Origin of the sequence: Vreelandella arcis (genome assembly GCF_900103865.1) — a bacterium.
GTDB lineage: Bacteria > Pseudomonadota > Gammaproteobacteria > Pseudomonadales > Halomonadaceae > Vreelandella > Vreelandella arcis.
The window spans coordinates 84,599-108,377 of sequence record NZ_FNII01000004.1 but is presented as its reverse complement, the minus strand read 5'-3'; the positions used below and the strand labels follow the sequence as shown (position 1 = coordinate 108,377).

Here is a 23,779-nt window from a genome sequence, read left to right as displayed (position 1 = left end):
TGGGGTGTGCTGGGGGCTAGCACCATAGCGGCTAAAAGTGACCCACTATCTGTAACCTCACACCCGCGAGAATGTCATTTTGTCGAATGCTGATATATTGCTGACACACGAAAAGCCAACAAAAGCGGCCACCTGCTTTAAAAGCTAAGTGGCCGTTTTAATAGTATTCTTGGTCGGAATAGCAGGATTCGAACCTACGACCTCTGCCTCCCGAAGGCAGCGCTCTACCAAGCTGAGCTATATTCCGAGGCGTCGTCGGCAGTGCTCGACAACGGAGGGAAATAATACGTAGCTAGGCGGCTCTTTTCAAGCCTTGGCCACTGTAAAGCGGCAATTTATGTTTGCCGGTCGACCGCAAGGCGGGCGAGCTGGGCCATGGTGTCGCGGTAGGGGCTGGGCGGCAAAACGTCTAGCTGCTTCAGAGCTTTGTCGGACATTTCGTCGGCCCGCGCGCGGGTATAGTCAAGCGCGCCGGTGGCGTGAACAATTTCCAGTACGGCGTCGAGCTGCTCAAGCCCACCTTTACGGATCACCTGACGAATCAACTTGGCCTGCTCAGGCGTGCCTTGCTCCATGGCGTGGATCAGCGGCAGCGTCGGCTTGCCCTCGGCCAGGTCGTCGCCGACGTTTTTGCCCATGGCGTCGGCGTCGCCCTGGTAGTCCAGCAGGTCATCAATTAATTGGAATGCCAAACCCAAATAGCGGCCGTAGTATTGCAGCGCGCGTTCTTGCTCGGGAGTGGCTTCCGCAAGCACCGCGCCGCTGTGGGAGGCGGCTTCGAACAGCATGGCGGTTTTGCCCAGAATCGTCTCGAAGTAGTCGTCTTCGGAAATGCTGGGGTTGCCGATATTGGTCAGCTGCATAACTTCGCCTTCGGCGATGACGCAGGTGGCTCCGGAAAGAATCGCCATGATGCGCATCGAGCCCACGTCGACCATCATCTGAAACGAACGCGCGTAGAGAAAGTCGCCGACCAGCACGGAGGGCGCGTTGCCCCAGGCATCGTTGGCGGTTTTCTTGCCCCGGCGCATATGCGACTCGTCGACCACGTCATCGTGCAGCAACGTGGAGGTGTGCATAAACTCGATCAGCGTGGCGAGCGGAATATGTTTGTCGCCGGTGTAGTTCAGCGAGCGTGCCGCCAGCAGCGCGAGTAACGGGCGCAAGCGTTTGCCGCCGCTTTCGGTAATGTATTGGCCGATCGTTTCGACTAACGGCACTTTGGAATTGAGCTGGGCGACGATGGTTCGGTTAACGGCCTCGAAGTCATTCGCTACCACGGCGTGCAGCGGGGAGGGCGTGGAGCTGGCAGGCTGGGCTGATGAGACGTTAGCGGTCATGGAGTGTTCGTCGCGGCAGATGAAGGCGGCAAGTGCCGCGCTAGGTTGAAGTCATGCTATGGGGCTGTCCGTTAGGCGTCAAGACGCTGGCGCGTGGGTTGTCCGTTTGGGCCGTTGATTGGCGCAATAGGTCTTGTGGGATAACGCAATCATCGTTATAATCCGCGACCCACTCATCATGCTCCCTGTCAGATGGCTGCCAAAAGGGGCGCCACTCGCCGCAGGTCGACAAGAGCGATTCCCGATGAGCGCCGTTTCAGGTAACCAAAACGGCAATAGACGTCCGGAGAGAGACATGTACGCAGTTATCAAAAGCGGTGGTAAACAGTACCGCGTTCAGGAAGGCCAGACCCTCAAGCTTGAGAAGATCGAAGTCGCTACCGGCGAAACGATCGAGTTTGACGAAGTGCTGCTGGTGGCTGACGGCGACGACGTTAACGTCGGCGCGCCGATGGTAAGCGGTGCTAAGGTGTCTGCTGAGGTGGTTTCCCATGGCCGCGGCGATAAGGTGACGATTATCAAATTCCGTCGCCGTAAGCACAGCATGAAGCGCCAAGGTCATCGTCAGTGGTTTACTGAAGTCAAAATTACCGGAATTTCCGCTTAAGCGGCCAATTCCCTTCTAGGAGGATTTTGCAATGGCACATAAAAAGGCAGCCGGCTCCACGCGTAACGGTCGCGATTCCGAGTCCAAACGCTTAGGTGTGAAACTCTTTGGCGGCCAGGCAGCGAGCGCAGGTAGCATCATCGTTCGTCAGCGCGGCACGCGTTTCCACGCAGGCGCTGGCGTAGGCCTAGGTCGTGATCACACGCTGTTCGCACTCAGCGACGGCTTTGTGAAGTTTGAGACCAAAGGTCCGCATAATCGCAAGTTCGTTAGCATCGTTTCTGAATAAGCGACTAGCGTTGCGCTCGTGACTGCGAGAAAAAGTCGCGAGAAAAAAAGCCCCGCTATGGCGGGGCTTTTTTGTCGGTTAAATCTATTTTCCAATACGCTTACCATCATACTGGTGGGAATAAAGGATTGGGAAAAAGCAGTGCATATTAGGGCGGCGAAAGCGGCCGGGAGAAACCAATGCAGTTCGTCGATGAAGCCTCGATCATTGTTGAGGCGGGAAAAGGCGGCAATGGCTGTCTGAGCTTTCGCCGCGAAAAGTACGTGCCCAAAGGCGGTCCTGATGGGGGCGACGGGGGGCACGGCGGTAGCGTTTACCTGATTGGTGACGATGCGCTCAATACACTGATCGACTTTAAATATCAGCGCTTCTATAAAGCGGAAAACGGCCAGGGTGGCATGGGTCGTCAGATGAGCGGCAAGGCCGGGGACGACCTGCACGTGAAAGTGCCGGTGGGTACCACGGTGATCGATGAGGACACCCTTGAGGTCATCGCCGATGTGACCGAGATTGGTCAGGTGGTGCTGGTTGCCCAAGGAGGTCGTCGTGGTTTGGGCAATATCCACTTTAAGTCGTCTACCAATCGCGCGCCGCGGCGTACAACGCCGGGTACCGAAGGCGACCGCCGTAACCTACGCTTTGAGATGAAAGTCATGGCCGACGTTGGGTTGCTGGGCATGCCCAACGCGGGTAAGTCGACGTTGATTCGTTCGGTCTCGGCCGCCAAGCCCAAGGTGGCCAACTACCCGTTTACCACCTTGGTGCCCAACCTGGGCGTGGTGAAGCTCGGTATGCACGAGCACTTCGTGATGGCCGACGTGCCGGGGCTGATCGAAGGCGCCTCCGATGGCGCTGGCCTGGGGCTGCGCTTTTTGAAACACCTGACCCGCACGCGGCTGCTGTTTCACGTCGTCGATGTGGCGCCGTTTGACGAGTCGGATCCCGTCCAGGCGGCGAAGGCGATTGTCCACGAGCTGGGCCAATTCTCGCCCGCGCTTTCCGAGCGCCCGCGCTGGCTGGTGCTCAACAAGTTTGACTTGTTGCCCGAAGATGAGCGCGAGGCGCGCGCTCAGGCCATTATCGACGCGCTCAACTGGGAAGGCCCGGTATTTCGTATTTCGGCGATCAGTAATGACGGCACCGATAAGTTGGTACAAGCCGCTTACCGTTGGCTCACCGAACGTCAGCGCCTGGAGCACGAAGACGAAGAAGCCCATGCCCGCGAACAAGAAATGCGTAGGCGCATGGAAGAAGAGTCCGTGGCGCGTACCGAAGCGCGGCTGGGTCGCAAGCGCAAACCCGCCGATGACGATGATGACGACTTCGATGATGATGATTACGACGTGGACGTGGAATACGCGCCTTAAGGTTTAAAGGCAGCGGAAGCGGTAACATTCAAGGGAGAAGGGCGACGTGGTGAGTAATGAGTCGGGGTTGGATAGAACGGCGTTGTGCAACGCTCGCCGCGTGGTCGTCAAACTGGGCAGTGCGCTGCTGACCAACGACGGCCGTGGCCTGGATGACGCGGCGATCGGCGGCTGGGTCGATCAGATTGCCGCCCTGCACCAACGCGGCATTGAGGTGGTGCTGGTCTCGTCAGGGGCCGTGGCGGCGGGCATGGTACGCCTTGGCTGGCAGGTGCGCCCCAGCGCCGTGCATGAACTTCAGGCTGCCGCGGCGGTTGGTCAAAATGGCCTTACCCAGTGCTACGAGCAACACTTTGCCCGCCACGACATGCTCACCGCACAGGTTCTGCTGACCCACGACGACCTCTCCAACCGCAAGCGTTACCTGAATGCGCTTTCCGCGCTACGCACCCTGGTGGAAATGCGCGTGGTGCCGGTAATCAATGAAAACGATACCGTGGTCACCGATGAGATCCGCTTTGGCGACAACGACACCCTGGGCGCGCTGGTCGCCAATCTGCTGGAAGCCGATGCGCTGCTGCTGTTGACCGATCAGGAAGGCCTGTTTGATGCCGACCCACGCCACAACTTGAACGCGCAGTTGATTAGCGAAAGCCGGGCCGATGACCCGCGTTTGGCGGCGATGGCGGGTAGCGGCGGCGCGCTCGGTCGGGGCGGGATGAGCACCAAGGTACGCGCCGCGCAGTTGGCTGCTCGCTCGGGGGCGGTAACGGTGATTGCCAGTGGCCGTCAGCCCGATGTCATCAACCGGGTGATGAAAGGGGAAGCTCTGGGTACGTTGCTGCGCCCCGAACAAGCGCCTATTGCGGCGCGTAAGCGCTGGCTGGCGGGGCAGCTACAGGTACGCGGTACCCTGGTGCTTGACCCTGGGGCGGTGAAGGTTCTGCGCGATAAAGGCTCCAGCCTGCTGGCCGTTGGCGTACGAACCGTACAGGGCAGCTTTAAGCGTGGCGATATGGTGGTGTGTGTCGATGACCTAGGCAACACCGTCGCCAAAGGCTTGGTTAACTACGGTGATGACGAGGCGCGTCAGTTAGCCGGCCAACCCAGCCATCAGATTGAAGCCATCCTCGGCTATGTGGAAGCCCATGAGCTGATTCACCGCGATAATCTTGTGGTGGTGTAACGCACTACGGGGGTAACGGCACTTGTCGTGGCCAGCTATCAGGCACAATGAACAGTCGCTCGGTGCGCATTTCCAGCGGATTATAGAGCATTATTTGCTGCGGTTGCTGGTGAGCCATTGCCAGTAGCGCCGTCAATGATCCAGACGCTGGCACGAAGGCTTCAAGCGGCGGCGGCGCTAACCAGTGCGGTTTTGCCAGCCAGGCAAGCTGGACGATGTCGGGTAGCGTCGCGGCAAGGGCGGGCCAGTCGCCCACATGGCACCAGCGCCCACGCCGGTGCGTGGCCGTGGCTCCTTCTGGCGGCGGCATAGCAACGTGCCAGGGATAAAACAACACGCCCGGCATGGCCAGCCGTTGGGTTAATTGCGCCGCCAAGGGCCTCGCCAAAGGCCCAATATCACGCGGCGCTAACCAATGGGTAAGCACGTCGAGGGCTTCCGGCGTGGTCGAAAGTGGTAGCTGATGGCGCTGTAAATGACGGCATTTGAGCGCCAGACTATCCAGCCCGCCAGGGCCTATCCAGCGGCTGTGGCTGGTCTCCTCTCCCGGCCCGTCGGGCAACCCCAAATAAAATTTGATGGCTACCTCTAAATGCACCGGTGCTGGGTAATCGCACCGGCGATAGAGCATGTCCAGCTCGCCCAAGGTGCTGCGCTTGCGCGTAATACGCACGTTATGCGCCAGTAAGCGCGTGTTGGGCGCGCTATCCAGTAGCCAGTGCCATAGCTGTTCGTGATAGTGGCCCATGCGGCTCGCCCGGCGCCCATTGCGTGCCAGGTCAGGAACCGACAAGCCATCCAGCCAAGCATCCAACCCCTCGTTTAGACCCAATTCGGCAAGGCTGAGGCGGCCTGCTTGGGGAAATGGGGGTGGTAACTCCACCACATCCGGGGTAATCGCCAGCCACGCGAGGTCTCGGGTGATCGCGTTTTTCCGAGACGAGTCCACGCCTTCCAGCCGCTGCGGTGTGATGGCTTGCATGGCATCTCCTGGTTAAAGAGGAACGGCTCGCGCCGCTTGGAAATACGGTATCGTGTTATTACGCTAACCGGTAGCGGTCAACCTGAAATGAGAGGGGGTAGCGCTTGATGAACACAGGCGGTGAGCAAACAAGGCACAATCAATGAGTGATCATGCAGCAGACCTTCCGGATATGCTGGTAGGCCCTTTGCTACGTCGAGTGACGACCACCCACTGGGTGATGTGGTGCGTGACGTCGCGGCCGCTAACCATGACACTGGTGCTGCACCCCGGCAAGCCGGAAGCGCAAACCTATCCGCTGGCAGAGCATCAGCAGTGTCTGCCGGTCGGCCAGCATGCTTTTATGTATTTTATTGATGTGCCGCTGGCGAATCCCTTGCCCTGCGACGAGCGGATTGCGTATGACCTGCAAATTCAGCAGCGCAGCGGTGATTATCGGTCGCTTCCCGAATGGGCGCCATGGCTGTGTTACGACGGTCAAGCGTATCCGAGCTGTGTCATTGCCTCGCGGCATCATCGCTTGATGCACGGCTCCTGCCGCAAGCCCCATCATGATAGCGCGGATGGCCTGGTGCGGGCAGATCAGTGGCTAGCCGAGCACCAGTCGACGCCCAGCGAGTGGCCTGCGTGGCTGTTGATGACGGGCGACCAGGTGTATGTGGATGACGTGGCCGGCCCGATGCTGCGGGCGATTCATGCGTTAACGACGCGTTTGGGGCTGTTTGACGAGCACCTTGAAGGCGCCACGGTCAGCGACAGCCAAGCCCTCTATACCTCTCCCGATAGCTATTACCAGCGTAGCCAACTGCTGCCGGATATCACCAGCAATGCTGCGTTGCGCGAGCGTTTCTTCGGCGGTGTCAAAAAGCCGGTCTTTACGTCGGCCAACGCGCAAAACCATTTAATGACGTTGAGCGAAATGCTGGCGATGTACTGTTTGGTATGGTCGCCCGTGGTGTGGCGGATCATCACACCGAGCCAGCCGTCCTTGGGCGAGCAAGAGGCTGCGCTATATCAACAAGAGCAGGCCGTGATCGATGACTTCGTGGCGGGTTTGCCGCAATGTGCGCGTGTCATGGCGCACTTGCCCAGCCTGATGATTTTTGACGATCACGATGTTACCGACGACTGGAACCTGACCGCCGAGTGGGAGCGCAGTGCCTACGGCCATCCGTTCTCCAAACGAATTATCGGCAATGCGTTAATCGCGTATCTACTTTGCCAGGGGTGGGGGAATGCGCCGGACAAGCTTAATCCGTTGATTGATGAGGCAACGGCCATGCTGCCCTCCACGGGTAGCGCAGGGTATCTCGATGCCGCTGCCCAAGACGCCTTGATTGAACGGTTGCTGCACTTTAAAGGCTGGGCGTTTCAAGTGCCCGGCCCGCCGCCGCTGATGGTGCTCGATACCCGCACGCGGCGCTGGCAAAACGAACGTCGTCCGCAGCGACCGTCTGGGCTAATGGATTGGGAGGCGCTGATTGAAATGCAGCAGGCGCTGATCGGCGCGCCGAGTGCGGTAATCATTTCCCCGGCCCCGATGTTTGGCGTCAAACTGATCGAAGGCATTCAGAAACTCTTCACCTGGATAGGTAAACCCTTGATGGTGGATGCAGAAAACTGGATGGCCCACCGTGGTGCGGCCAACGTGCTGCTGCAAATCTGGCGACATTCCAAAACGCCGGGGAATTACGTGATTCTATCCGGCGATGTGCACTATTCGTTTGCTTACGACATTGTGGTGCGCCATCGACAGCACGCCCCCCGGCTTTGGCAGATTACCTCCAGTGGGGTGAAGAATACTTTTCCGACAAATCTGCTGAACACCTTTGACCGTCTCAATCGCTGGCTCTATGCGCCATGGTCGCCGCTGAACTGGTTTACGAAACGGCGTAAGTTGAGCATTTACCCCCGTGACCCCGACCGCGCCAGCGCTGGCGAGCGGCTATGGAATGCCAGCGGTATGGGGCTAGTGACCCTCGACGAGCAGGGTTGCCCGGTGGATATTCGTCAGCTGGACGCCGCTGGTGGTGAGGCCTGCTTTCCGCCGCCCAACATACCCAAATAGTGGCATTAATAAGTGGTTCCTTAAGTTTGTCATCATCTCGTCACGTTATTGACTCACGCTCGCAGCATTAGGAAGTTGAAAACACTAGGGATATCCGATTGGTATTTAACGTGACGAGCAGGCTATGACCGCACAAGAAGCCCAATGGCTAGACCGTATTATTCGTGCTGAAGATCTACATGTGCTGTTCCAACCGATTGTGGATACCAGCCAGCAAGCGATTTACGGCTACGAGGCGCTGATTCGCGGCCCTAGCTCTTCACCGTTGCATTCGCCGCTGCGTTTATTTGAGGTGGCAACCCAGGCCGGCCAGTTGGTTGAACTGGATCTGCTCTGTCGGCGTTTAGCGATTCGTCGCTTTGCCGAGCTGGCGCTGCCCGGCCTTTTGTTTCTCAACGTGATGCCGCTTACTATCGTTGAACGTGACTTCAAAGAAGGGCTGACGCTAGGCTTTATTCGCGAGAGTGGCTTGCCTGCCGAGCGCGTGGTGATCGAATTGACCGAGCACGTGCCGATTCACGACTACGACCTTATGCGCCAAGCCGTGGCCCACTACCGTGACATGGGCTTTCAGGTCGCGCTTGACGATTTAGGTGCGGGCCATTCCAGCTTGCGACATTGGTCAGAACTGCGCCCGGATTTCGTCAAACTGGATCGCCACTTCATTTCCGGAATTGATCAGGAACCTGCCAAGCGCGAGTTTCTCAGCTCAATTCTGGATGTGGCACGCAGTCTGGACTGCCAATTGATCGCTGAAGGCGTTGAAACCGCCGCTGAGCACCTGTGCCTGTGGGAGTTGGATCGCGGGCTGGCATTGCTTCAGGGATTTTACTTTGCCAGACCCAGCGCTGAACCACCGCTGACGTTGCACTCGCGGCTGCCCGCCGCTAAGCAGGCGGCTAGTCCAGCGGGGCGAACGGCGCGTTTGATTTGCCAGGAGATCGAGACAGTCACCCCCGACTGTGCGATTCCCGCGCTGGCCAAACGCTTTCGCCAACAGACGACGCTGCGCTGCGTGGCCGTTGTGGATAATGGCAAGCCCGTGGCAGTGGTTCGGCGCAGTACCTTCCTTACCTTGTTTACCAATCCTTACAGCCATGCGCTGTACGCCAAACGCCGCGTGTTAGATGTAGCCGATACCAAGCTGCTGATTGCTAACGCCAGTACCCCGCTTGAGATACTGAGCCAGCAGTTGACGAATAGTCACGATATCGAGCAGGAAGACTTCGTCATCGTCGGAGAAGACGGTGAGTATCTGGGCATGGGGAATATTGTCGATCTGCTACGCGAAATTACCGCTATCCAGGTTCGACAAGCGCGCCACGCCAACCCGCTGACGGGGCTTCCAGGCAATATCTTGATCAACGAGACCTTAAGCCGCTATCTAAATGCCGGTGACGGCGTGGCAGCGGCCTATGTGGATTTGGATAACTTTAAAGCCTTTAACGATGCCTACGGCTATGCCCGTGGCGATCATATGATTATTGCGTTTTCGCGTTTGTTACAGGCCCAGGTGGATAGCGTGGGTGGTTTTATCGGCCATATTGGGGGCGACGATTTTATGCTGCTGCTGCCGCTGGCGCACTGGGAGAAAGTCTGCCAGCAGATATTGCGTCATCTGGAGGTCATGGCCCCAGACTTCTATGCCGAGCGCGATCGTCAGCAGGGCGGTATCCGCCTCATGAACCGTCAGGGGGCAGCGAGTTTTTTTCCGTTTGTCAGCGTCTCGATTGCGGTCAAGCCGATCCCTCCGGCCAGCAACTGCAAAGCGCTGGACGTTGCCGCCGAACTTTCGAAACTGAAGCAGCAAGCGAAGAAAATCCCTGGCAATAGCTTATTTGTTGAGCGTCGCAGTCACTCAAGCGTCTGACTGTAAAACAAATGACATTTTAGGTTCGTTAAAACGTCACCAATAGGTCATCTAAGTGCCTCGCCGTTGTCATCTGACGTCGTCAGGATTGACGCTGTCTTTTAACAACACGATAGGTGATTCATGCAGACGTTATCTCTTCCCCGAACTCTCATTAGCGCCGCGGTTGCTAGCGCCTTTGCGCTGGTAGCAGTCAATGCCTCTGCGGATCTGTCAGATCGCTATGTGGATAACGACGGTGATTTGATGGCGGATGTACCCAGCGATGAATCTGAATGGGTCGACCCCGACACGCTGGTGTTTGCCTATACACCGGTAGAAGACCCCGCCGTTTATGCTGACGTATGGTCTGACTTTCTTGATCACCTAAGCGACGCTACCGGCAAAGAGGTACAGTTCTTCCCGGTTCAGTCCAACGCAGCCCAGCAGGAGGCATTGCGCGCAGGTCGCCTTCACGTCGCCGGGTTTAACACCGGTGGCGTACCGGTGGCGGTCAACTGTGGTGGCTTCCGCCCGTTTGCCATGATGGCCGCCGAAGACGGCAGCTTTGGTTATGAAATGGAGATCATTACCTATCCAGGCAGCGGCATTGAGTCCGTTGAAGACCTGGAAGGCAGTCAGTTGGCGTTTACCTCCGAGACCTCTAATTCGGGCTTCCGCGCGCCCTCTGCATTGTTGCGTTCAGAGTATGGCATGGAAGCAGGCGAAGACTTTGAAACAGCCTTTTCTGGTTCTCACGACAACTCCGTTTTAGGGGTGGTCAACGAAGACTACGAGGCGGCTGCCATCGCTAACTCAGTGGCCCGCCGTATGCTGGCGCGTGGCGTCGTGGAAGAGGGCGACTACGAGGTGGTTTACACCTCACAAACGTTCCCGACAACCGCTTATGGGTTAGCGCACAACCTTGACCCGGAACTGGCAGAAGACATCCAGGATGCGTTCTTCAGCTACGACTGGGAGGGCACGGCGCTAGAGGAAGAGTTCGCCAACTCTGGTGAAGCGCAGTTTATTCCGATTACCTACCAGGAAAACTGGGAAGTGATTCGCACTATCGCCGATGCCAACGGCGTGACCTACGACTGCGATTGATCGTTTAGTCAGCAGGCTTTGCACGGCCAGGAAGGCTACCCTTTCTGGCCGTTTCGTTATGTATACGAGGTAGGAAAATGTTGACACTAAGCGGTGTAGGCAAGCGCTACTCCACCGGGGATCGGGCGCTGACGGATATTGAACTCACGCTGCCCAAGGGCCAGGTAATGGCGCTGATTGGTCCCTCCGGGGCTGGCAAAAGCACGCTGATTCGCTGTGTAAACCGGTTGGTAGAGCCGACGCAGGGCAGCATCCGTCTGGAAGACACCGAACTCACCAAGCTATCCGGCCATAAACTGCGTCACGCCCGCCGCTCTATGGGCATGATTTTCCAAGAGTATGCGCTGGTTGACCGTCTGACCGTGATGGAAAACGTACTCTCCGGCCAGCTCGGTTACGTGGGCTTTTGGCGTAGTTTTCTGCGCCGTTACCCCCAGGAGGCGGTTGTTGAAGCGTTCCGGCTGCTGGAGCGGGTCGGGCTTACCCATGCCATCGATAAACGTGCCGATGCCTTGTCTGGCGGACAGCGTCAACGGGTCGGTATTGCTAGGGCATTATTGCAAAGCCCCAAATTGCTGCTGGTAGATGAGCCGACCGCTAGCCTGGATCCGAAGACTTCCCGGCAAATCATGCGCTTGATTCGCGAGCTATGCGCCGAGCGCGAGCTTGGTGCGATCATTAACATTCACGATGTCGCGCTGGCGCAACAGTTTGCCGATCGTATTGTCGGCCTGCGCGCGGGTGAAATCGTGTTTGACGGCCACCCCGGCGAGCTCACCGGGGAGATGCTCACAACGATTTATGGTGAAGAGGACTGGGACACCACGCCCGAGCCAATGGACGACGAAGCGTCCGACGATACGCCCAGTAACGCTTCTTACTTGCGTGAAACAGCCACCATGGCCGCAGGGAGCGCACGATGAGTGAACAGGTTGAGGCCCAAACAGCGCGCCAGCAAGCGGCGCTTCGCGGCCAGTGGCGGCGGCTACCGCTAATTGAAAGTCCACGCTTGCGTTGGGGGCTGGCCATCGGCGCGGTGGTGTATCTAATCTTGGCGTTAGCCTCTGTTGAGGTTGATTGGCAGCGGGTGACCGAAGGTGCAGGCCGGGCGGTGAATTTTCTGGGCGCGTTTATGAGGCCCGATTTTGTTAGCCGTTATGACGATATCGTCGCGGGGTTGCTGGAAAGCTTAACCATGACGCTCACCTCTACGGTGATCGGTGTGTTACTGGCGATTCCCGTGGGGTTAGGCGCGGCGCGCAATATTTCACCCCTGCCGATTTATTTTTTCTGCCGTGCCATTATCGCTGTGTCACGCACCTTCCAAGAAATCATTATCGCGATCCTGTTTGTGGTGATGTTCGGCTTTGGACCGTTTGCGGGCATGATCACCCTGGCGTTTGCCACGATAGGCTTTATGGCCAAGCTGCTAGCCGAGGATGTAGAAGACTTGGATTGGCGTCAGGTGGAAGCCGTGCGTGCAACCGGCGCGAGCTGGTGGCAGATCATGAATTACTCGATTCAACCCCAAGTCATGCCGCGCTTGATCGGGCTTTCTATGTACCGCCTGGATATCAACTTCCGTGAGTCATCGGTGATTGGCATTGTCGGGGCAGGGGGTATCGGGGCCACGCTCAATACCTCGCTGAGCCGCTACGAATACGATACGTCAGCGGCGATCCTGCTGATCATCATCGCCATCGTGCTGCTATGTGAATACAGCTCTAGCCACGTCCGTCGCTGGACTCAGTAACCCCTGGAGAACTTACATGCCTGTTTCAACTACCCCCCAGGGCCAGCCGATTTGGCGTCAACGCACCACGCGCGCTCAGTGGTTACAGTTTTTGGCTTGGCTAGCCGGTGTCAGTTTATTTCTCGTCTGTTGGAAAGTGATTTCCGACAACACCATGTGGGTGTTTGTCGAAGATGCCGGTCGCCAGGGCGCCGACCTGATCAGCCGCATGACCCCGCCTGAGTGGGGTTACGCCAATGTGCTGTGGAAGCCCATGTGGGACACCATCAATATCGCCACCTTGGGCACCGCGTTAGGCATAATGATGGCGTTTCCGGTGGCCTTTTTAGCCGCCCGTAATACCACACCGCATCCGCTGATTCGCAGTGCCGCCCTGGTGGTGATTGTCTCGTCGCGTTCCATCAACTCGCTGATTTGGGCAATGCTGCTGGTGACGATCCTCGGCCCTGGTGTGCTGGCGGGGATTATTGCCATCGCCCTGCGCTCGATTGGCTTTGTGGGCAAGCTGCTTTATGAGGCCATTGAAGAAATTCACCCGACGCCGGTAGAGGCAATCAGCGCCACCGGCGCGAGCCGCCTACAAGTGATGAACTATGGCGTGTTGCCCCAGGTGATGCCTGCGTTTGCCGGGATTAGCGTGTATCGCTGGGACATTAATATTCGCGAGTCGACGGTATTAGGCTTGGTCGGTGCGGGCGGTATTGGTCTGCAGTTGAATGCCTCAATCAATAGCCTTGCCTGGGATCAGGTCAGCGTTATTTTCCTGATGATTTTTGCCACCGTGCTGGTCTCGGAGTGGATTTCCGCGCGCGTGCGTCACGCTATTATTTAACATCGCCGCTAGTGAGGCGTTGAGTGGATCGGTCGTTACCCATTGGCGGCAGCGCGTGCTTTACGCCATTATGGAGGCACGTACGCTTTTTGGAGCGGCTTCCCATGCCCTTGGTTCGCCTGTATTTACCCTGCTCGTTAGCCGTGCCCCGTCGCTGGTGGATGGTCAGCCTGTTAATCGTGCTACTCGCTGGCTGCGCCACCCGCGACACGGCACTGAACGAGCGCCTGGACGACACTCAGGGACTGTCGATGGAGCGTGCGCTGATTCTCTCACATGCTCAGCAGTCGCTGGGCACCCCCTACCGCTTCGGCGGTAACAGCCCTGATGGCCTTGACTGCTCTGGGCTGGTCGAGATGGTCTATCAGGCGGCGGGAATCAAGGTTCCCCGCACCGCGAATCAGCAGTTTCGCCAACTGCCAGCGGTGGATGCCCCACGCCCCGGTGACTTGCTGTTTTTTGGCTCACGCCAGAAGGCGACCCACGTGGGCATTTATCGCGGGCAAGGGCAAATGATCCACGCCCCCGGCCGTGGCCGTGAAGTGGTGAGCGTTCCCCTGGATATCGATTACTGGCAGCAGCGGTTTTTAGGCGCAGCAAGTCCGGCGCGCTAGGCGAAGACTAGCGCTCTTTTCCTATTTCCTCTCAGTTGAATTCATGATCTGGGTCAATGAACGCCTTGGCCGGCGTCCCTATACTGCGCCACGTTTTGCCATGTGAATCTCATTAAATCCCAGTCTATTTAATTACATGGCCTAATGCGGCAGACTTAATTCCATGCGTTAAACCAACGCAATTACAATAACGAGTACGCCGCTTACCTCCCTGATAACGCTATACGTTTGAGGTCAAGCAATGAAAACTATCGTTAACCGCATGCCGATGCGCTTTAAATTTGCCTGCGTGTTGCTGTTGCCACTGCTCGCCCTGGCCTGGTTCGCCACGCAGGGTATTATGGAACGCCGGGCGGCACTGCAGGAGTTTGATCGCCTTCATGCCCTGACCGAGCTTGCCCAGCGGGCGGGTGATGCCGTTCACCAAATGCAGCTTGAGCGTGGCATGACGGCGGGCTTTTTGGGCAGCAAAGGCGAAGCGTTCGGCAAGCGGTTAAGCGAGCAGCGACCCAACACAGACGCCGCCGCCGAAGCTTTTCACGCCCAGCGAGACGCTCTGGATCAAGCGTTGCTGACCCCTACCGTGAAGCAACAGCTCAACGAGCTCGACGAGCAGTGGCAGCGCCAGGGAACAGTGCGCGAGCGTGTTGAAAACCTTGACGTCGCGATGGGCGAGGCGCTGAGCCACTACACGGGGATTAACGGTCAACTAATGGCCTTTGTGGGCACTCTGTCCCACTTGACCGAAGAGGGGGAAATTGCCCGTCAGCTAAGTGCCTATTATCAGTTGCTGGAAGCTAAAGACTTGGCTGGTATCGAGCGTGCGCTGCTGTCCAATGCGTTTGCAGCAGACGGCATGCCTCCCGCCATGCTGCAGCGATTTTTATCGCTGCTCGGTGAGGAACAAGCTTTCTTGGACGGTTTTCGCGTTTTGGCCGGCGATGAGCGCCGCGAACAACTCGAGCAGACCTTAAGCGGGCCAGACATTGAACGCCTTCTGGAGCGTCGTGAACTGGTGATCAACCAAGCCGATGAAGGTGGCTACGGCGTGGATCCAGAGCAGTGGTTTGAGTGGCAGACGGTCAAAATTGGCCGCCTGAAGGCTCTGGAGAATAGTATCGCAGACGCCATCGTAAGTGAGACCGTTGCGCTGCGCGAGTCGGCCCAACGAGCACTTTGGCAGTATGTCGTCGTTGCGTTTTTGGCAAGCCTGGTGTCTATTATCATTGCCGTGCTGATGGTACGTGCGATTATTCGGCCGTTGAACCAGGCGTTGGCGAGCATCGCGACACGTGGTGACGATTTAACTCAGCGCTTGGCGGTGCCTGGTAGTGATGAGTTGTCACAGCTTTACCTGGCATTTAATGACTCGTCAGAGGTGATTGAGGCGCTGGTGGCCGATGTTAAGCGCAATGCGCAGTCGGTGGCGGTCGCCAGCAACCAGATCGCCCAAGGTAACCAAGACCTCGCTCAGCGAACCGAGGAACAGTCAGCTTCGCTGGTACAAACGGCGTCGAGCATGGAGGAGATTACCGCGACGGTACGCCAGAGTGCCGATAATGCACAGCAGGCCCAAAAGATGACGGTCGAGATGGCAGGTCAGGCCAAGGATGCCACCCAAGTGGCCTCGCAAGCTCAACAGTCCATGCAGCTTATTCAACAAGCGAATGAGCAGGTAACCAGCATCGTGGTTGCGATTGATAACATCGCCTTCCAAACTAACCTGTTGGCGCTTAACGCCTCGGTCGAAGCCGCGCGAGCGGGCGAACACGGGCGTGGGTTTGCGGTAGTTGCCGATGAGGTGCGAAAGTTGGCCAGTCGCAGTGCAGAAGAAGCCAGTCATATTCGTCAATTGATCGATAATAATGTGAGTAGAATTGCCGAAGGTGAAACCTTGGTCACGTCGACCAATGACACCCTGGGGCGAATTGCCCAGCGTGTTGAGCAAATGGCCAGCTTAATGGATGAAATGGCCTCAGCCTCTGATGAGCAGTCATCAGGGATTGAGGAAATTAATCGAGCCATGGCCCAACTGGAGGATGTCACCCAGCAGAATGGTTCTCTGGTAGAAGAAGTCGCGGCAGCGAGTCGCTCCCTGGATGAGCAGGCCGATGATATGACGAGCAGAATGAACCGCTATCAGGTACGAGACACCTATCAGTTAGCCAACGTTTAGGCTGATAGTTATTCGAAAGGGCGCTGTGAAGCGCCCTTTTTGCTTATTGGGGCGTCGTTAGTCTGTATTAGGTTTTGGTAGTACGTTGATTCGCGACGATTGTCGGGTCGCGCAGGGTTTAACAGAAAGTGATAATGTAGCGATTAAGGTGTGTTCAGTGGAGCGCATCAACTCGGCTAAACAATCTAATTAACAACATTTTAAACGAGGAGAGCAGGGACGTATGAGCCAGTCTTTTACGACGCCAAAGGCGCAGTCTTTGCCTCATTCCCACGCTTCATCGCTAACCCCTAACGGATCTGATCTGCGCCACGTCTCGTACACTTCTATGTCAACATGGGAACCTGCTCAGGCGGTTTTTTTGCATGCCAACGAGGCGATTATCATTACCGACGCGGACAACTGTGTGATCGATGTTAATCCCGCCTTTAGCGAATTGACCGGTTGTTCGCTGGCGGAGGTGAAAGGAAAAACGCCCGAGTCGTTCAGTATCTTACCGCTGGACGATAGCCGAACCACGCGGCTGATGCGCGAAGAGCTGCAGTTGCGGGATCGCAGCAAAAGCCAGGTCAGTTATTGCAGCCACGACGGTCAGTTTTATCCCGGTATGATGTCGATTAATCGCGTGCGCGATGCTCAAGGTATCGTCGACCATCATGTGATTGTGTTGGCCGATTTGTCTGCCATCCCTGCCCACGCGCGGCACCTTAACCGGGAAGTCTACTTCGATGCCTTAACGGGCTTGCCCAATCTCCACCTGCTTACCCAGCTCATTCAAGAGTCCATGCAGCACGCTGAAAGCAAGCAAATGCCGTTGGCGGTGTGTTCGCTGGATATTGATTTCTTCAAGTCGGTCAACGATCGATTGGGCACTAACGTGGGCGATATCCTACTGTCCACCTTTGCGCAGCGTATTAGCCATCTGTTATTCGGCGACGACGTGCTTGCTCGAGTAGGCGGCGACGAATTTGTGTTGCTGCTCCACCACGGCGTGGACGAGGCCTTCTTCGAAAAGCTGCTCTCCTCGATTCGGCGGCCGCTTTTCATTGAGGGGCAAACGGTTCACCTCACCGCTAGCTTGGGGGTGACGTTTTACCCCGACGACCCAGCCCAGGGCGATGGTTTGCTGCGCCACGCTAACCAAGCGATGTACCGGGCAAAGCAGCGCGGCCGTGATGCGTTCCACCTGTTTGATCCTAACCATGACCGCTTGCTGCAGGTACGCCACGAGCAGCGCCAGCGCTTTGTCGATGCGTTGACGAACAACGAACTGCGGCTTCACTACCAACCACAGGTGGATATGCGCACCGGCCAGGTGGTGGGTGTTGAAGCGTTGATTCGCTGGCAGCATCCCGATCTCGGGCTGCTGGCGCCGGGCCAATTTTTGCCGACCATCGACGCCACACCGCTAGAGGTTGACCTGGGCGAGTGGGTGTTGGAACAAGCGATGCGCCAGCTGGTGACGTGGCAAGCAGCGGGTATCGCGCTGCCTATCAACGTCAATATCAGCCCGTCGCATTTGCTGCTGGGGAACTTCAGTCAGCGGTTAGGAGAGCTACTGGCGCAATATCCCAGCGTGCCGCCGGCCATGCTCAAGCTTGAGGTATTGGAAAGCGCGGCAATGCACGATATCCAAGCGGCGCTGACCACCATGGCCGAGTGCCAAGCGTTAGGCGTTAATTTCGCGATTGATGACTTTGGTACCGGGTTTTCATCGCTAACGCATTTGCGCCAGTTGCCGGTGGACTTGATCAAAATCGACCAAAGTTTTGTGCGCGATATGCTCAGTGACGCCGATGATATGGCCATCGTCGAAAGCGTTATTTATATGGCGAACCGCTTTCAGCGACCGATGCTTGCCGAAGGCGTCGAAACGCTGGCGCACGCGCAAGCGCTGATCGAGCTGGGGTGTGAATTAGCTCAGGGGTATGGGATTGCGCGACCCATGCCCGCCGATGAACTGCCGCAATGGTTAGTGGCATGGCCGCTACGGGCTGATTGGACGGCCCTGGGAAAGCCCCACTAATTTTGCCTAGAAGAGATTATCCCAAGACACTAGAAAATCATGCAGCACTCGGCGCATTGGGGCTAAGACCTGATGCTCTGTCCGAGGTAACATCATTAGACGGTGTCGCGTTTTCAGTGCCTGCCCGAGCTTGCTCCATTTCGCTGGTTTGCATGGCGGCTTCGAGTTTGGCTTCAAGCAGGTATTGCCTGGCCTGGGCGGCGATTTGATAGTCTTTGGGCGAGGGGTCAGCGGGCGCCAGGGCGGCGGCGATCACCGTTTGCATTTTCTCGATAGTGGCTCTTGGGTCATTAGGCACGGGGCCGTAATCGATTGAAACCTCACCGGCAACGGCGTAGCGCTGCCCGTCGGGGCCCACTTCGAAATCGTAGCGGGCTCCACCCGTATAGGCGCCCCCGGCGGTCTGGTGGGCCATCTCGTGTTGCCTGACGGCGCGGTCGGTTTGTTTGAGTTGATCCAGCAGCTCAATTTCTTCAGGCTCGAGTGGCTTGCCATCGGCGCTTTTCGGGCCAACGGCGGCCTCGTCACGAGGCTTATCCCGGGCAGAGGTTTCCTGCTCGGCATTGTTGACGGCGTTAGGCGACGAGGGTGTGACCTTTGATGCCTCGGCGTTAAATATGGGCGATGACCAAGCAGAGAGAGAAGCAGCACCCACTACGGCGATTGTCATGGCAAGATATCCATGCGAGCAAAGAAAGAATCTAAAGTATCGGTGAGGTGAGCCGGTCGTGCAAGGAAACGCTGGATATGCTGGCCGCAGAGAGGCGGGAATGAAGCGATGCAAACAATTGACGTGGTGATTAACCTCTCTTACGAGGCGTGTTTAGCGCACTATGAAGGGCGTATTGCCCAAGTGTATACCTACAGCCTTGATGGACGTAGGGTGGTGTTCCCGGCGGAAGCATTGCGCCGGGTGATGACCCACGACGGTGTTTATGGATATTACCGGCTAAAGTTTTCTGAAACAGGCCGATTTATTAGTATTCATTCGCTTGCTATTTGTTGAGCCTAAATTATATGCCACATTCTGCTTCAGACGTATCGTTACATGACATTGTTCACGAGGTGATCCCCAACCTCAACACGGCTGAAAAGCTGGTTAACAATACCTTAGCGAGCATAATGGAAGAGTCTACAAATCCGTTGGAGGTGATGCGGCGCAGGGAGCAAAAAGATGCCTTCGGCCTGGAAGTCCATAGCGTGCGGATGAACCTCGAGCATTTATTAGAACGCTATCGCGAAGAGGTGGCTGCGGTGATGCGCGCTAACGGAAGCGAAAAGGGGCCCATGGTGACCCCGGATCCTCACGAGGCCCAGGCAATTCGCAACGCTATTGATATTTACCAGCACGTTCGTGCCTTCCAGCGTGGCGAGCGAAGCCACCCCTTGGCGAGCCGATAAATGCGCCAAGGTGGTACCCTGTTAGCAATATAAAATCGCAACTTAGGCTATAATGGTGTCTTCAATGCAGCGTCTCGGCTTACCCGCCGGGACGTAAGCAGCCTGCCTACCCGGCCATAGCTGCTAAGTCATCAGGAGATATACCATGTCTGCCTCACCGGTCACCTTAATGGTGGCGCGCCGCGTTGCGAAAGGTCGCTACCCGCATTTTACTCGCTGGCTCAATGAAGGTCGCCAATTGGCGGCTGACTTTCCTGGTTACCTGGGCTCCGGCGTGTTAGCGCCGCCGGCGGGTGACGACGAGTACCAAATTATCTTCCGCTTTAGCAGTGCCGATACACTGGCTACCTGGGAGCATTCGGCCTCTCGGCGTGCCTGGCTCGCCCGTGGCCAAGGCTTGTTTGATGCGCCCCATGAACATCGCGCCACGGGGCTCGACGCTTGGTTTCAAACGCACTCGCCTGCTCCGCCCCGCTGGAAGCAAGCCGTGGCGGTATGGCTGGCGTTTTTCCCTGTTTCGCTGCTGTTTAACTGGATATTTGGCAGTGCGCTGGCCGACTGGCCAATGCTGCCCCGCGTTTTGGTTAGCACACTGATGCTCACGCCGGTAATGGTGGGTGTGTTTATTCCCCTCTCGACGCGACTATTGGCCCCGTGGCTAGAGGGGCGATGGTCGCCATTGGATGGTCTCTCAAGGCGTAATTCTGAGCGCCGAACCTAAGATTAGCTTAGTGTTGGAAACGAGGTAAAACAGGGGTTTCCTCCTTTACGGTTAACGCTGCTATGCTGATCTTGCGCACAGTGAAAGGAAGTCTGGTGCCAGCGTAATGCTGGCATGCTTAATTGCCCATGGAGAGCCTATGATTCACGTCCATCATCTCGAAAAGTCCCGCTCGCACCGCATTTTATGGCTTCTCGAAACGCTTGAGTTGGACTACGAGGTAATCGTTTATCAACGTGACGCTTCCACGCAGCAAGCTCCCGCGGCGCTAAAAGATGTACATCCGTTGGGTAAGTCGCCGGTGATTACCGACGGCGAACTGACGATCGCTGAGTCCGGCGCGATTATCGACTACCTTCTGCAGCGTTATGGTCAGGGTCGCTGCCAGCCGGATAGCGATAATACCCACGACTGGGTGGATTATCGTTATTGGCTGCATTACGCCGAAGGCTCGTTAATGCCCTTGCTGGTCATGCAACTGGTGTTTGGTCAACTGCCTAAGCGCTCGCCCTGGTTCGTCAAACCGATCACCCAAGGCATAACGCGCACCGTCAACAACACCTTTTTACACCCGCAGATTAAACAGCATCTGCGCTTTATTGATGACTATTTGGCTTCGCACGGGCATTTTGCGGGTCCCTGGCCCAGTGGCGCTGATATCCAGATGAGCTTTCCGCTTCAGGCGGTGGCGGCGACGCAGTCGCTGACGCCTTACCCGGCGATTGCCCGTTTCATCGAGCGCATTGAAGCCGACTTGGCTTGGCAGCGCGTCGTTGAGCGCGCGGGGCCACTGTCCATGCCAGGTAGCTAATCAGCCTTATGCTAGCGTTGGCGGTGACCAAACCTCACGGTAGGCTATACCAGGTTGTTCGATGTCGCATTGGCAGCAGTGTTTTTGCCCTGGGCAGTCTGCTGGTGACGCCTGTTCTAATGGCGGATGAGCCCCTGCGAGTCGGTGTTTACCACAACCCCCCGAAAGTGTTTCTCAACGATCAGCAACGGCTGGACGGCATGTTTGGCGATTTGCTGTGGGCGATAGCCGAGCGCGAAGCCTGGCAAATTGAGCACGTTGTTTGCGAGTGGCAACGTTGTTTGAATCTGCTGGAAAGCGGTGAGATAGATTTGTTGCCCGATGTGGCCAGGAATGAGTCACGTGCCCAGCGCTTTGTGTTCCACGAAGAACCGGTACTGTACAGCTGGTCGCAGCTTTATCAGCGCGAAGGGATGGCCATTGAAGCGGTCGTGGATTTGGCAGGCAAACGCGTGGCGGTCGTTGAGGGTTCCATTCAGCAGCGCTACCTCATGGATATTACCCGACGTTTTGGCCTATCGGTTGACTGGATTCGCGTTGATACCTTTGAAGAGGGGTTCGCGCGGGTGGCCGGAGAAGAGGCTGACGCAGCAGCGGCAAGCCGTCAGTTCGGCGAATGGCGTGCGGAGTCAGTAGGTTTGGTGGCGACTCCGGTGGTTTTTCAGCCCGTGCAGCTTTACTACGCCGCTTCGCCATTGCTGCCTCAAGAGGTGCTCATGCGCATTGATGAGCAGCTAACGCGCTGGAAAGCAGATAGCAATTCGCACTACTTTGCCACGCTGCAAGCATGGCAAACGGGAGTCATGTCCTCGACTCCCCAATCACCATGGCTGCGTTGGGGAGTAGCCGGGCTGCTGGGTTTGTTCGCGGTGGTGCTAGCGGGGAGCTTGCTGATGAAGCGGCGTATTGCCAACCAACGGGTGCGTTTGGCAACCAACGAGGCCATGCTCGCGACCATCTTGGATAGCGTTGATGCCTACATCTACATCAAGTCTCCAGACCTGACCTACCAGTACGTAAATAGACGCATTAGCGAGCTGTTTGGCTGCCCTGAGGAGGCCATCATCGGGCAGCGTGATGAGGCGTTCTTCGATGCCACCACGGCCGCTGAAATCGCCCAGGTAGACCGCCGCGTGCTGGTGTCGGGTGAAAAAACCACCATAGAAGAGAGCAATGTCTTAAAGCACGACAAGCAGGCTAGAACCTTCTTGACGATCAAAATGCCGCTGGCCTTCACGCCTGGCGGTCCCCCTTCGCTGTGTGGTATCTCCACCGAGCTGACCGAGTATTTAGAGATGCAGTCGCGTACGCATTATCTGGCTTTCTATGATGCGCTGACGGGGCTACCCAATCGTCGCCTGCTCATGGAGTCTCTGTCGGCTATCGTCGAGGAAAATGTGCACGGTAAGCAATACGGTGCGCTACTGGTCGTTGATCTTGACCATTTTCGGCTGGTGAACGATCTGCAAGGGCATGCCAGTGGCGACCAGCTGTTGATCAATGTGGCTGAGCAGCTTACCCAAGCGTTAGACAGCGACGCGACTCTGGCGCGCTTCAGCAGTGACGAATTCGTCGTGCTGCTTAATCAGTTGGATGAACAACAAGAAAAAGCCGCCGCCAAAGCCGAACGCATCGCGCGGAAACTGATGACGACGATTCACCAATTACGCAATAGTCGCTCGCTGCCCATCAGTGCCAGCGTCGGGTTGGCACTCTTCAATGGCGAATCCAGCCCGCTGAACCGTGTTCTGCAGCAGGCGGATATGGCGCTTCAACAAGCCAAGTTAGCCGGCGGCAACACGCTGCGTTTTTTCAATGTGGATATGCAAACCAGCGTGCTGGAACGGGCCAACCTGGAAGCCGATCTCCATCATGCGTTGTCCCGCCATGAGCTTGAGCTGCATTACCAGATTCAGGTGAACCAGAAGGGCGTTACGACCGGGGTGGAGGCGCTGCTGCGTTGGTATCATCCCGAGCGCGGCTGGGTCTCGCCCGCTGAGTTCATTCCGCTGGCCGAGGAGAACGGCCTGATTATTCCGATTGGCGATTGGGTATTAACACAAGCTTGTCAGCAACTGGCCAAGTGGTCGCAGCAAACTGCTTATGAACCGCTGACCATCTCGGTTAACGTTAGCTCGGTTCAGTTCCAGCAGCCCGATTTTATTCGGCGTGTGGACAACTGCCTAAGGCAAACCCAAGCGCCCCCAAACCGTCTCGTATTAGAAGTCACCGAAAGTTTGCTTATGCGCGACCCGACCCGCGTGCGCCATACTATGCTTAAGCTGCGTGAACAGGGAATCCGCTTTGCGTTGGATGATTTTGGCACGGGCTATTCGTCGTTAAGCTATCTGAAGCGCTTGCCCCTTGATGAGCTTAAGATTGACCAGTCATTTGTCCGCGAACTGCAGGCTGATAAGGCCGATGCGGCCATCGTGGACACGATTATTCTGCTGGCGGTCAGTTTAGGATTGGTGGTGGTTGCAGAAGGTGTGGAAACCCAGGCCCAGTTGGACTGGTTAAAAGGCCATGGCTGCTATCGATATCAAGGCTATTTACTGGGACGCCCTAAACCTATCGATGACCTGTTTGACTAAAAAAGCCCCACCGCAATAAGCGGCAGGGCTCGTATCAGCGTGCGATAGCGTCG

Annotated in this window: 21 protein-coding genes and 1 tRNA gene; 18 read left to right on the top strand and 4 right to left on the bottom strand. The window is 56.9% G+C overall.

Annotated features, from left to right (window positions below; translation table 11 throughout):
• Window positions 1–170: 170 nt before the first annotated feature.
• Together BLR97_RS05715 and ispB are read right to left on the bottom strand one after the other, a co-directional pair.
• Window positions 171–247: transfer RNA gene (locus BLR97_RS05715), tRNA-Pro, on the bottom strand.
• A gap of 88 nt (window positions 248–335) precedes the next feature.
• Window positions 336–1,340 carry an octaprenyl diphosphate synthase gene (gene ispB / locus BLR97_RS05710; RefSeq protein WP_089703405.1) on the bottom strand — a complete coding sequence of 335 codons (1,005 nt, stop codon included), beginning with the start codon at window positions 1,338–1,340 and terminating at the stop codon, window positions 336–338.
• A 295-nt stretch (window positions 1,341–1,635) separates the two neighbouring features.
• Between ispB and rplU the strand changes: the two genes are divergently transcribed.
• The 4 genes from rplU to proB all read left to right on the top strand — a co-directional run bounded on the left by rplU (window position 1,636) and on the right by proB (window position 4,789).
• On the top strand, window positions 1,636–1,947 hold the full coding sequence (gene rplU / locus BLR97_RS05705; RefSeq protein ID WP_089703404.1) for a 50S ribosomal protein L21: 312 nt from the start codon (window positions 1,636–1,638) through the stop codon (window positions 1,945–1,947).
• A gap of 31 nt (window positions 1,948–1,978) precedes the next feature.
• Window positions 1,979–2,236 carry a 50S ribosomal protein L27 gene (gene rpmA / locus BLR97_RS05700; protein ID WP_089703402.1) on the top strand — a complete coding sequence of 86 codons (258 nt, stop codon included), beginning with the start codon at window positions 1,979–1,981 and terminating at the stop codon, window positions 2,234–2,236.
• A gap of 179 nt (window positions 2,237–2,415) precedes the next feature.
• The gene (gene cgtA / locus BLR97_RS05695) at window positions 2,416–3,603 is read left to right on the top strand and encodes an Obg family GTPase CgtA (protein ID WP_089703401.1); all 1,188 of its coding nucleotides are present in this window, start codon (window positions 2,416–2,418) and stop codon (window positions 3,601–3,603) included.
• Window positions 3,604–3,649: 46 nt separating this feature from the next.
• Window positions 3,650–4,789 (top strand): glutamate 5-kinase, encoded by a 1,140-nt coding sequence (gene proB, locus BLR97_RS05690; RefSeq protein ID WP_089703399.1) that lies wholly within the window; start codon window positions 3,650–3,652, stop codon window positions 4,787–4,789.
• Between the two features lie 4 nt (window positions 4,790–4,793).
• Here the strand turns inward: proB and BLR97_RS05685 are convergent, their stop codons facing one another.
• Window positions 4,794–5,771 carry a DUF1853 family protein gene (locus BLR97_RS05685; protein WP_089703397.1) on the bottom strand — a complete coding sequence of 326 codons (978 nt, stop codon included), beginning with the start codon at window positions 5,769–5,771 and terminating at the stop codon, window positions 4,794–4,796.
• A gap of 142 nt (window positions 5,772–5,913) precedes the next feature.
• Here BLR97_RS05685 and BLR97_RS05680 point away from each other — a divergent pair, with 142 nt between their 5' ends.
• From BLR97_RS05680 to BLR97_RS05640, 9 genes are all read left to right on the top strand, one after another.
• Window positions 5,914–7,839, top strand: a complete 1,926-nt coding sequence (locus BLR97_RS05680) for a metallophosphoesterase family protein (RefSeq protein ID WP_089703394.1) — start codon at window positions 5,914–5,916, stop codon at window positions 7,837–7,839.
• Window positions 7,840–7,963: 124 nt separating this feature from the next.
• Entirely contained in the window at window positions 7,964–9,709 is a 1,746-nt protein-coding gene (locus BLR97_RS05675) for a bifunctional diguanylate cyclase/phosphodiesterase (protein WP_089703392.1), read from the top strand.
• 123 nt (window positions 9,710–9,832) lie between these two features.
• Window positions 9,833–10,798: a phosphate/phosphite/phosphonate ABC transporter substrate-binding protein gene (gene phnD / locus BLR97_RS05670; protein ID WP_089703391.1), complete on the top strand. Its 966-nt coding sequence runs from the start codon at window positions 9,833–9,835 to the stop codon at window positions 10,796–10,798.
• 77 nt (window positions 10,799–10,875) lie between these two features.
• Complete coding sequence (gene phnC, locus BLR97_RS05665) at window positions 10,876–11,721, top strand: phosphonate ABC transporter ATP-binding protein (protein WP_089703390.1); 846 nt, start codon at window positions 10,876–10,878, stop codon at window positions 11,719–11,721.
• Window positions 11,718–12,551 (top strand): phosphonate ABC transporter, permease protein PhnE, encoded by an 834-nt coding sequence (gene phnE, locus BLR97_RS05660; RefSeq protein WP_089703389.1) that lies wholly within the window; start codon window positions 11,718–11,720, stop codon window positions 12,549–12,551. Before phnC ends, phnE (BLR97_RS05660) begins: the two co-directional genes overlap by 4 nt.
• A 16-nt stretch (window positions 12,552–12,567) precedes the next feature.
• A complete protein-coding gene (gene phnE / locus BLR97_RS05655; RefSeq protein ID WP_089703386.1) occupies window positions 12,568–13,383 on the top strand; it encodes a phosphonate ABC transporter, permease protein PhnE in 816 nt (271 codons plus the stop codon).
• A 104-nt stretch (window positions 13,384–13,487) separates the two neighbouring features.
• On the top strand, window positions 13,488–13,997 hold the full coding sequence (locus BLR97_RS05650; protein ID WP_089703384.1) for a C40 family peptidase: 510 nt from the start codon (window positions 13,488–13,490) through the stop codon (window positions 13,995–13,997).
• A gap of 241 nt (window positions 13,998–14,238) precedes the next feature.
• Window positions 14,239–16,173 (top strand): methyl-accepting chemotaxis protein, encoded by a 1,935-nt coding sequence (locus tag BLR97_RS05645; protein WP_089703382.1) that lies wholly within the window; start codon window positions 14,239–14,241, stop codon window positions 16,171–16,173.
• A gap of 328 nt (window positions 16,174–16,501) precedes the next feature.
• Window positions 16,502–18,199: a putative bifunctional diguanylate cyclase/phosphodiesterase gene (locus BLR97_RS05640; RefSeq protein ID WP_244511243.1), complete on the top strand. Its 1,698-nt coding sequence runs from the start codon at window positions 16,502–16,504 to the stop codon at window positions 18,197–18,199.
• A 37-nt stretch (window positions 18,200–18,236) separates the two neighbouring features.
• Here BLR97_RS05640 and BLR97_RS05635 read toward each other — a convergent pair whose 3' ends face one another.
• Entirely contained in the window at window positions 18,237–18,869 is a 633-nt protein-coding gene (locus BLR97_RS05635) for a putative metalloprotease CJM1_0395 family protein (protein ID WP_089703378.1), read from the bottom strand.
• Between the two features lie 108 nt (window positions 18,870–18,977).
• On the opposite strand from BLR97_RS05635, the gene BLR97_RS05630 reads away from it, so the two are divergent.
• The 5 genes from BLR97_RS05630 (at window position 18,978) to BLR97_RS05610 (ending at window position 23,726) form a co-directional block, all read left to right on the top strand.
• Window positions 18,978–19,205, top strand: a complete 228-nt coding sequence (locus BLR97_RS05630; protein WP_089703376.1) for a DUF2835 family protein — start codon at window positions 18,978–18,980, stop codon at window positions 19,203–19,205.
• Window positions 19,206–19,216: 11 nt separating this feature from the next.
• On the top strand, window positions 19,217–19,600 hold the full coding sequence (locus BLR97_RS05625) for a hypothetical protein (RefSeq protein WP_089703374.1): 384 nt from the start codon (window positions 19,217–19,219) through the stop codon (window positions 19,598–19,600).
• A 145-nt stretch (window positions 19,601–19,745) separates the two neighbouring features.
• Complete coding sequence (locus BLR97_RS05620; RefSeq protein ID WP_089703371.1) at window positions 19,746–20,321, top strand: antibiotic biosynthesis monooxygenase; 576 nt, start codon at window positions 19,746–19,748, stop codon at window positions 20,319–20,321.
• Between the two features lie 139 nt (window positions 20,322–20,460).
• A complete protein-coding gene (locus BLR97_RS05615) occupies window positions 20,461–21,132 on the top strand; it encodes a glutathione S-transferase (RefSeq protein WP_089703369.1) in 672 nt (223 codons plus the stop codon).
• Window positions 21,133–21,251: 119 nt separating this feature from the next.
• Entirely contained in the window at window positions 21,252–23,726 is a 2,475-nt protein-coding gene (locus BLR97_RS05610; protein ID WP_089703881.1) for an EAL domain-containing protein, read from the top strand.
• The last annotated feature ends 53 nt before the right edge of the window (window positions 23,727–23,779 follow it).

What these genes read in the sequence shown, in the direction of transcription:
- ispB (WP_089703405.1), bottom strand. Translation starts at nt 1,340, where the DNA reads ATGACCGCTAACGTCTCATCAGCCCAGCCTGCCAGCTCCACGCCCTCC.
- rplU (WP_089703404.1), top strand. Translation starts at nt 1,636, where the DNA reads ATGTACGCAGTTATCAAAAGCGGTGGTAAACAGTACCGCGTTCAGGAA.
- rpmA (WP_089703402.1), top strand. Translation starts at nt 1,979, where the DNA reads ATGGCACATAAAAAGGCAGCCGGCTCCACGCGTAACGGTCGCGATTCC.
- cgtA (WP_089703401.1), top strand. Translation starts at nt 2,416, where the DNA reads ATGCAGTTCGTCGATGAAGCCTCGATCATTGTTGAGGCGGGAAAAGGC.
- BLR97_RS05685 (WP_089703397.1), bottom strand. Translation starts at nt 5,771, where the DNA reads ATGCAAGCCATCACACCGCAGCGGCTGGAAGGCGTGGACTCGTCTCGG.
- BLR97_RS05680 (WP_089703394.1), top strand. Translation starts at nt 5,914, where the DNA reads ATGAGTGATCATGCAGCAGACCTTCCGGATATGCTGGTAGGCCCTTTG.
- BLR97_RS05675 (WP_089703392.1), top strand. Translation starts at nt 7,964, where the DNA reads ATGACCGCACAAGAAGCCCAATGGCTAGACCGTATTATTCGTGCTGAA.
- phnD (WP_089703391.1), top strand. Translation starts at nt 9,833, where the DNA reads ATGCAGACGTTATCTCTTCCCCGAACTCTCATTAGCGCCGCGGTTGCT.
- phnC (WP_089703390.1), top strand. Translation starts at nt 10,876, where the DNA reads ATGTTGACACTAAGCGGTGTAGGCAAGCGCTACTCCACCGGGGATCGG.
- phnE (WP_089703389.1), top strand. Translation starts at nt 11,718, where the DNA reads ATGAGTGAACAGGTTGAGGCCCAAACAGCGCGCCAGCAAGCGGCGCTT.
- phnE (WP_089703386.1), top strand. Translation starts at nt 12,568, where the DNA reads ATGCCTGTTTCAACTACCCCCCAGGGCCAGCCGATTTGGCGTCAACGC.
- BLR97_RS05650 (WP_089703384.1), top strand. Translation starts at nt 13,488, where the DNA reads ATGCCCTTGGTTCGCCTGTATTTACCCTGCTCGTTAGCCGTGCCCCGT.
- BLR97_RS05645 (WP_089703382.1), top strand. Translation starts at nt 14,239, where the DNA reads ATGAAAACTATCGTTAACCGCATGCCGATGCGCTTTAAATTTGCCTGC.
- BLR97_RS05640 (WP_244511243.1), top strand. Translation starts at nt 16,502, where the DNA reads ATGTCAACATGGGAACCTGCTCAGGCGGTTTTTTTGCATGCCAACGAG.
- BLR97_RS05635 (WP_089703378.1), bottom strand. Translation starts at nt 18,869, where the DNA reads ATGACAATCGCCGTAGTGGGTGCTGCTTCTCTCTCTGCTTGGTCATCG.
- BLR97_RS05630 (WP_089703376.1), top strand. Translation starts at nt 18,978, where the DNA reads ATGCAAACAATTGACGTGGTGATTAACCTCTCTTACGAGGCGTGTTTA.
- BLR97_RS05625 (WP_089703374.1), top strand. Translation starts at nt 19,217, where the DNA reads ATGCCACATTCTGCTTCAGACGTATCGTTACATGACATTGTTCACGAG.
- BLR97_RS05620 (WP_089703371.1), top strand. Translation starts at nt 19,746, where the DNA reads ATGTCTGCCTCACCGGTCACCTTAATGGTGGCGCGCCGCGTTGCGAAA.
- BLR97_RS05615 (WP_089703369.1), top strand. Translation starts at nt 20,461, where the DNA reads ATGATTCACGTCCATCATCTCGAAAAGTCCCGCTCGCACCGCATTTTA.
- BLR97_RS05610 (WP_089703881.1), top strand. Translation starts at nt 21,252, where the DNA reads ATGGCGGATGAGCCCCTGCGAGTCGGTGTTTACCACAACCCCCCGAAA.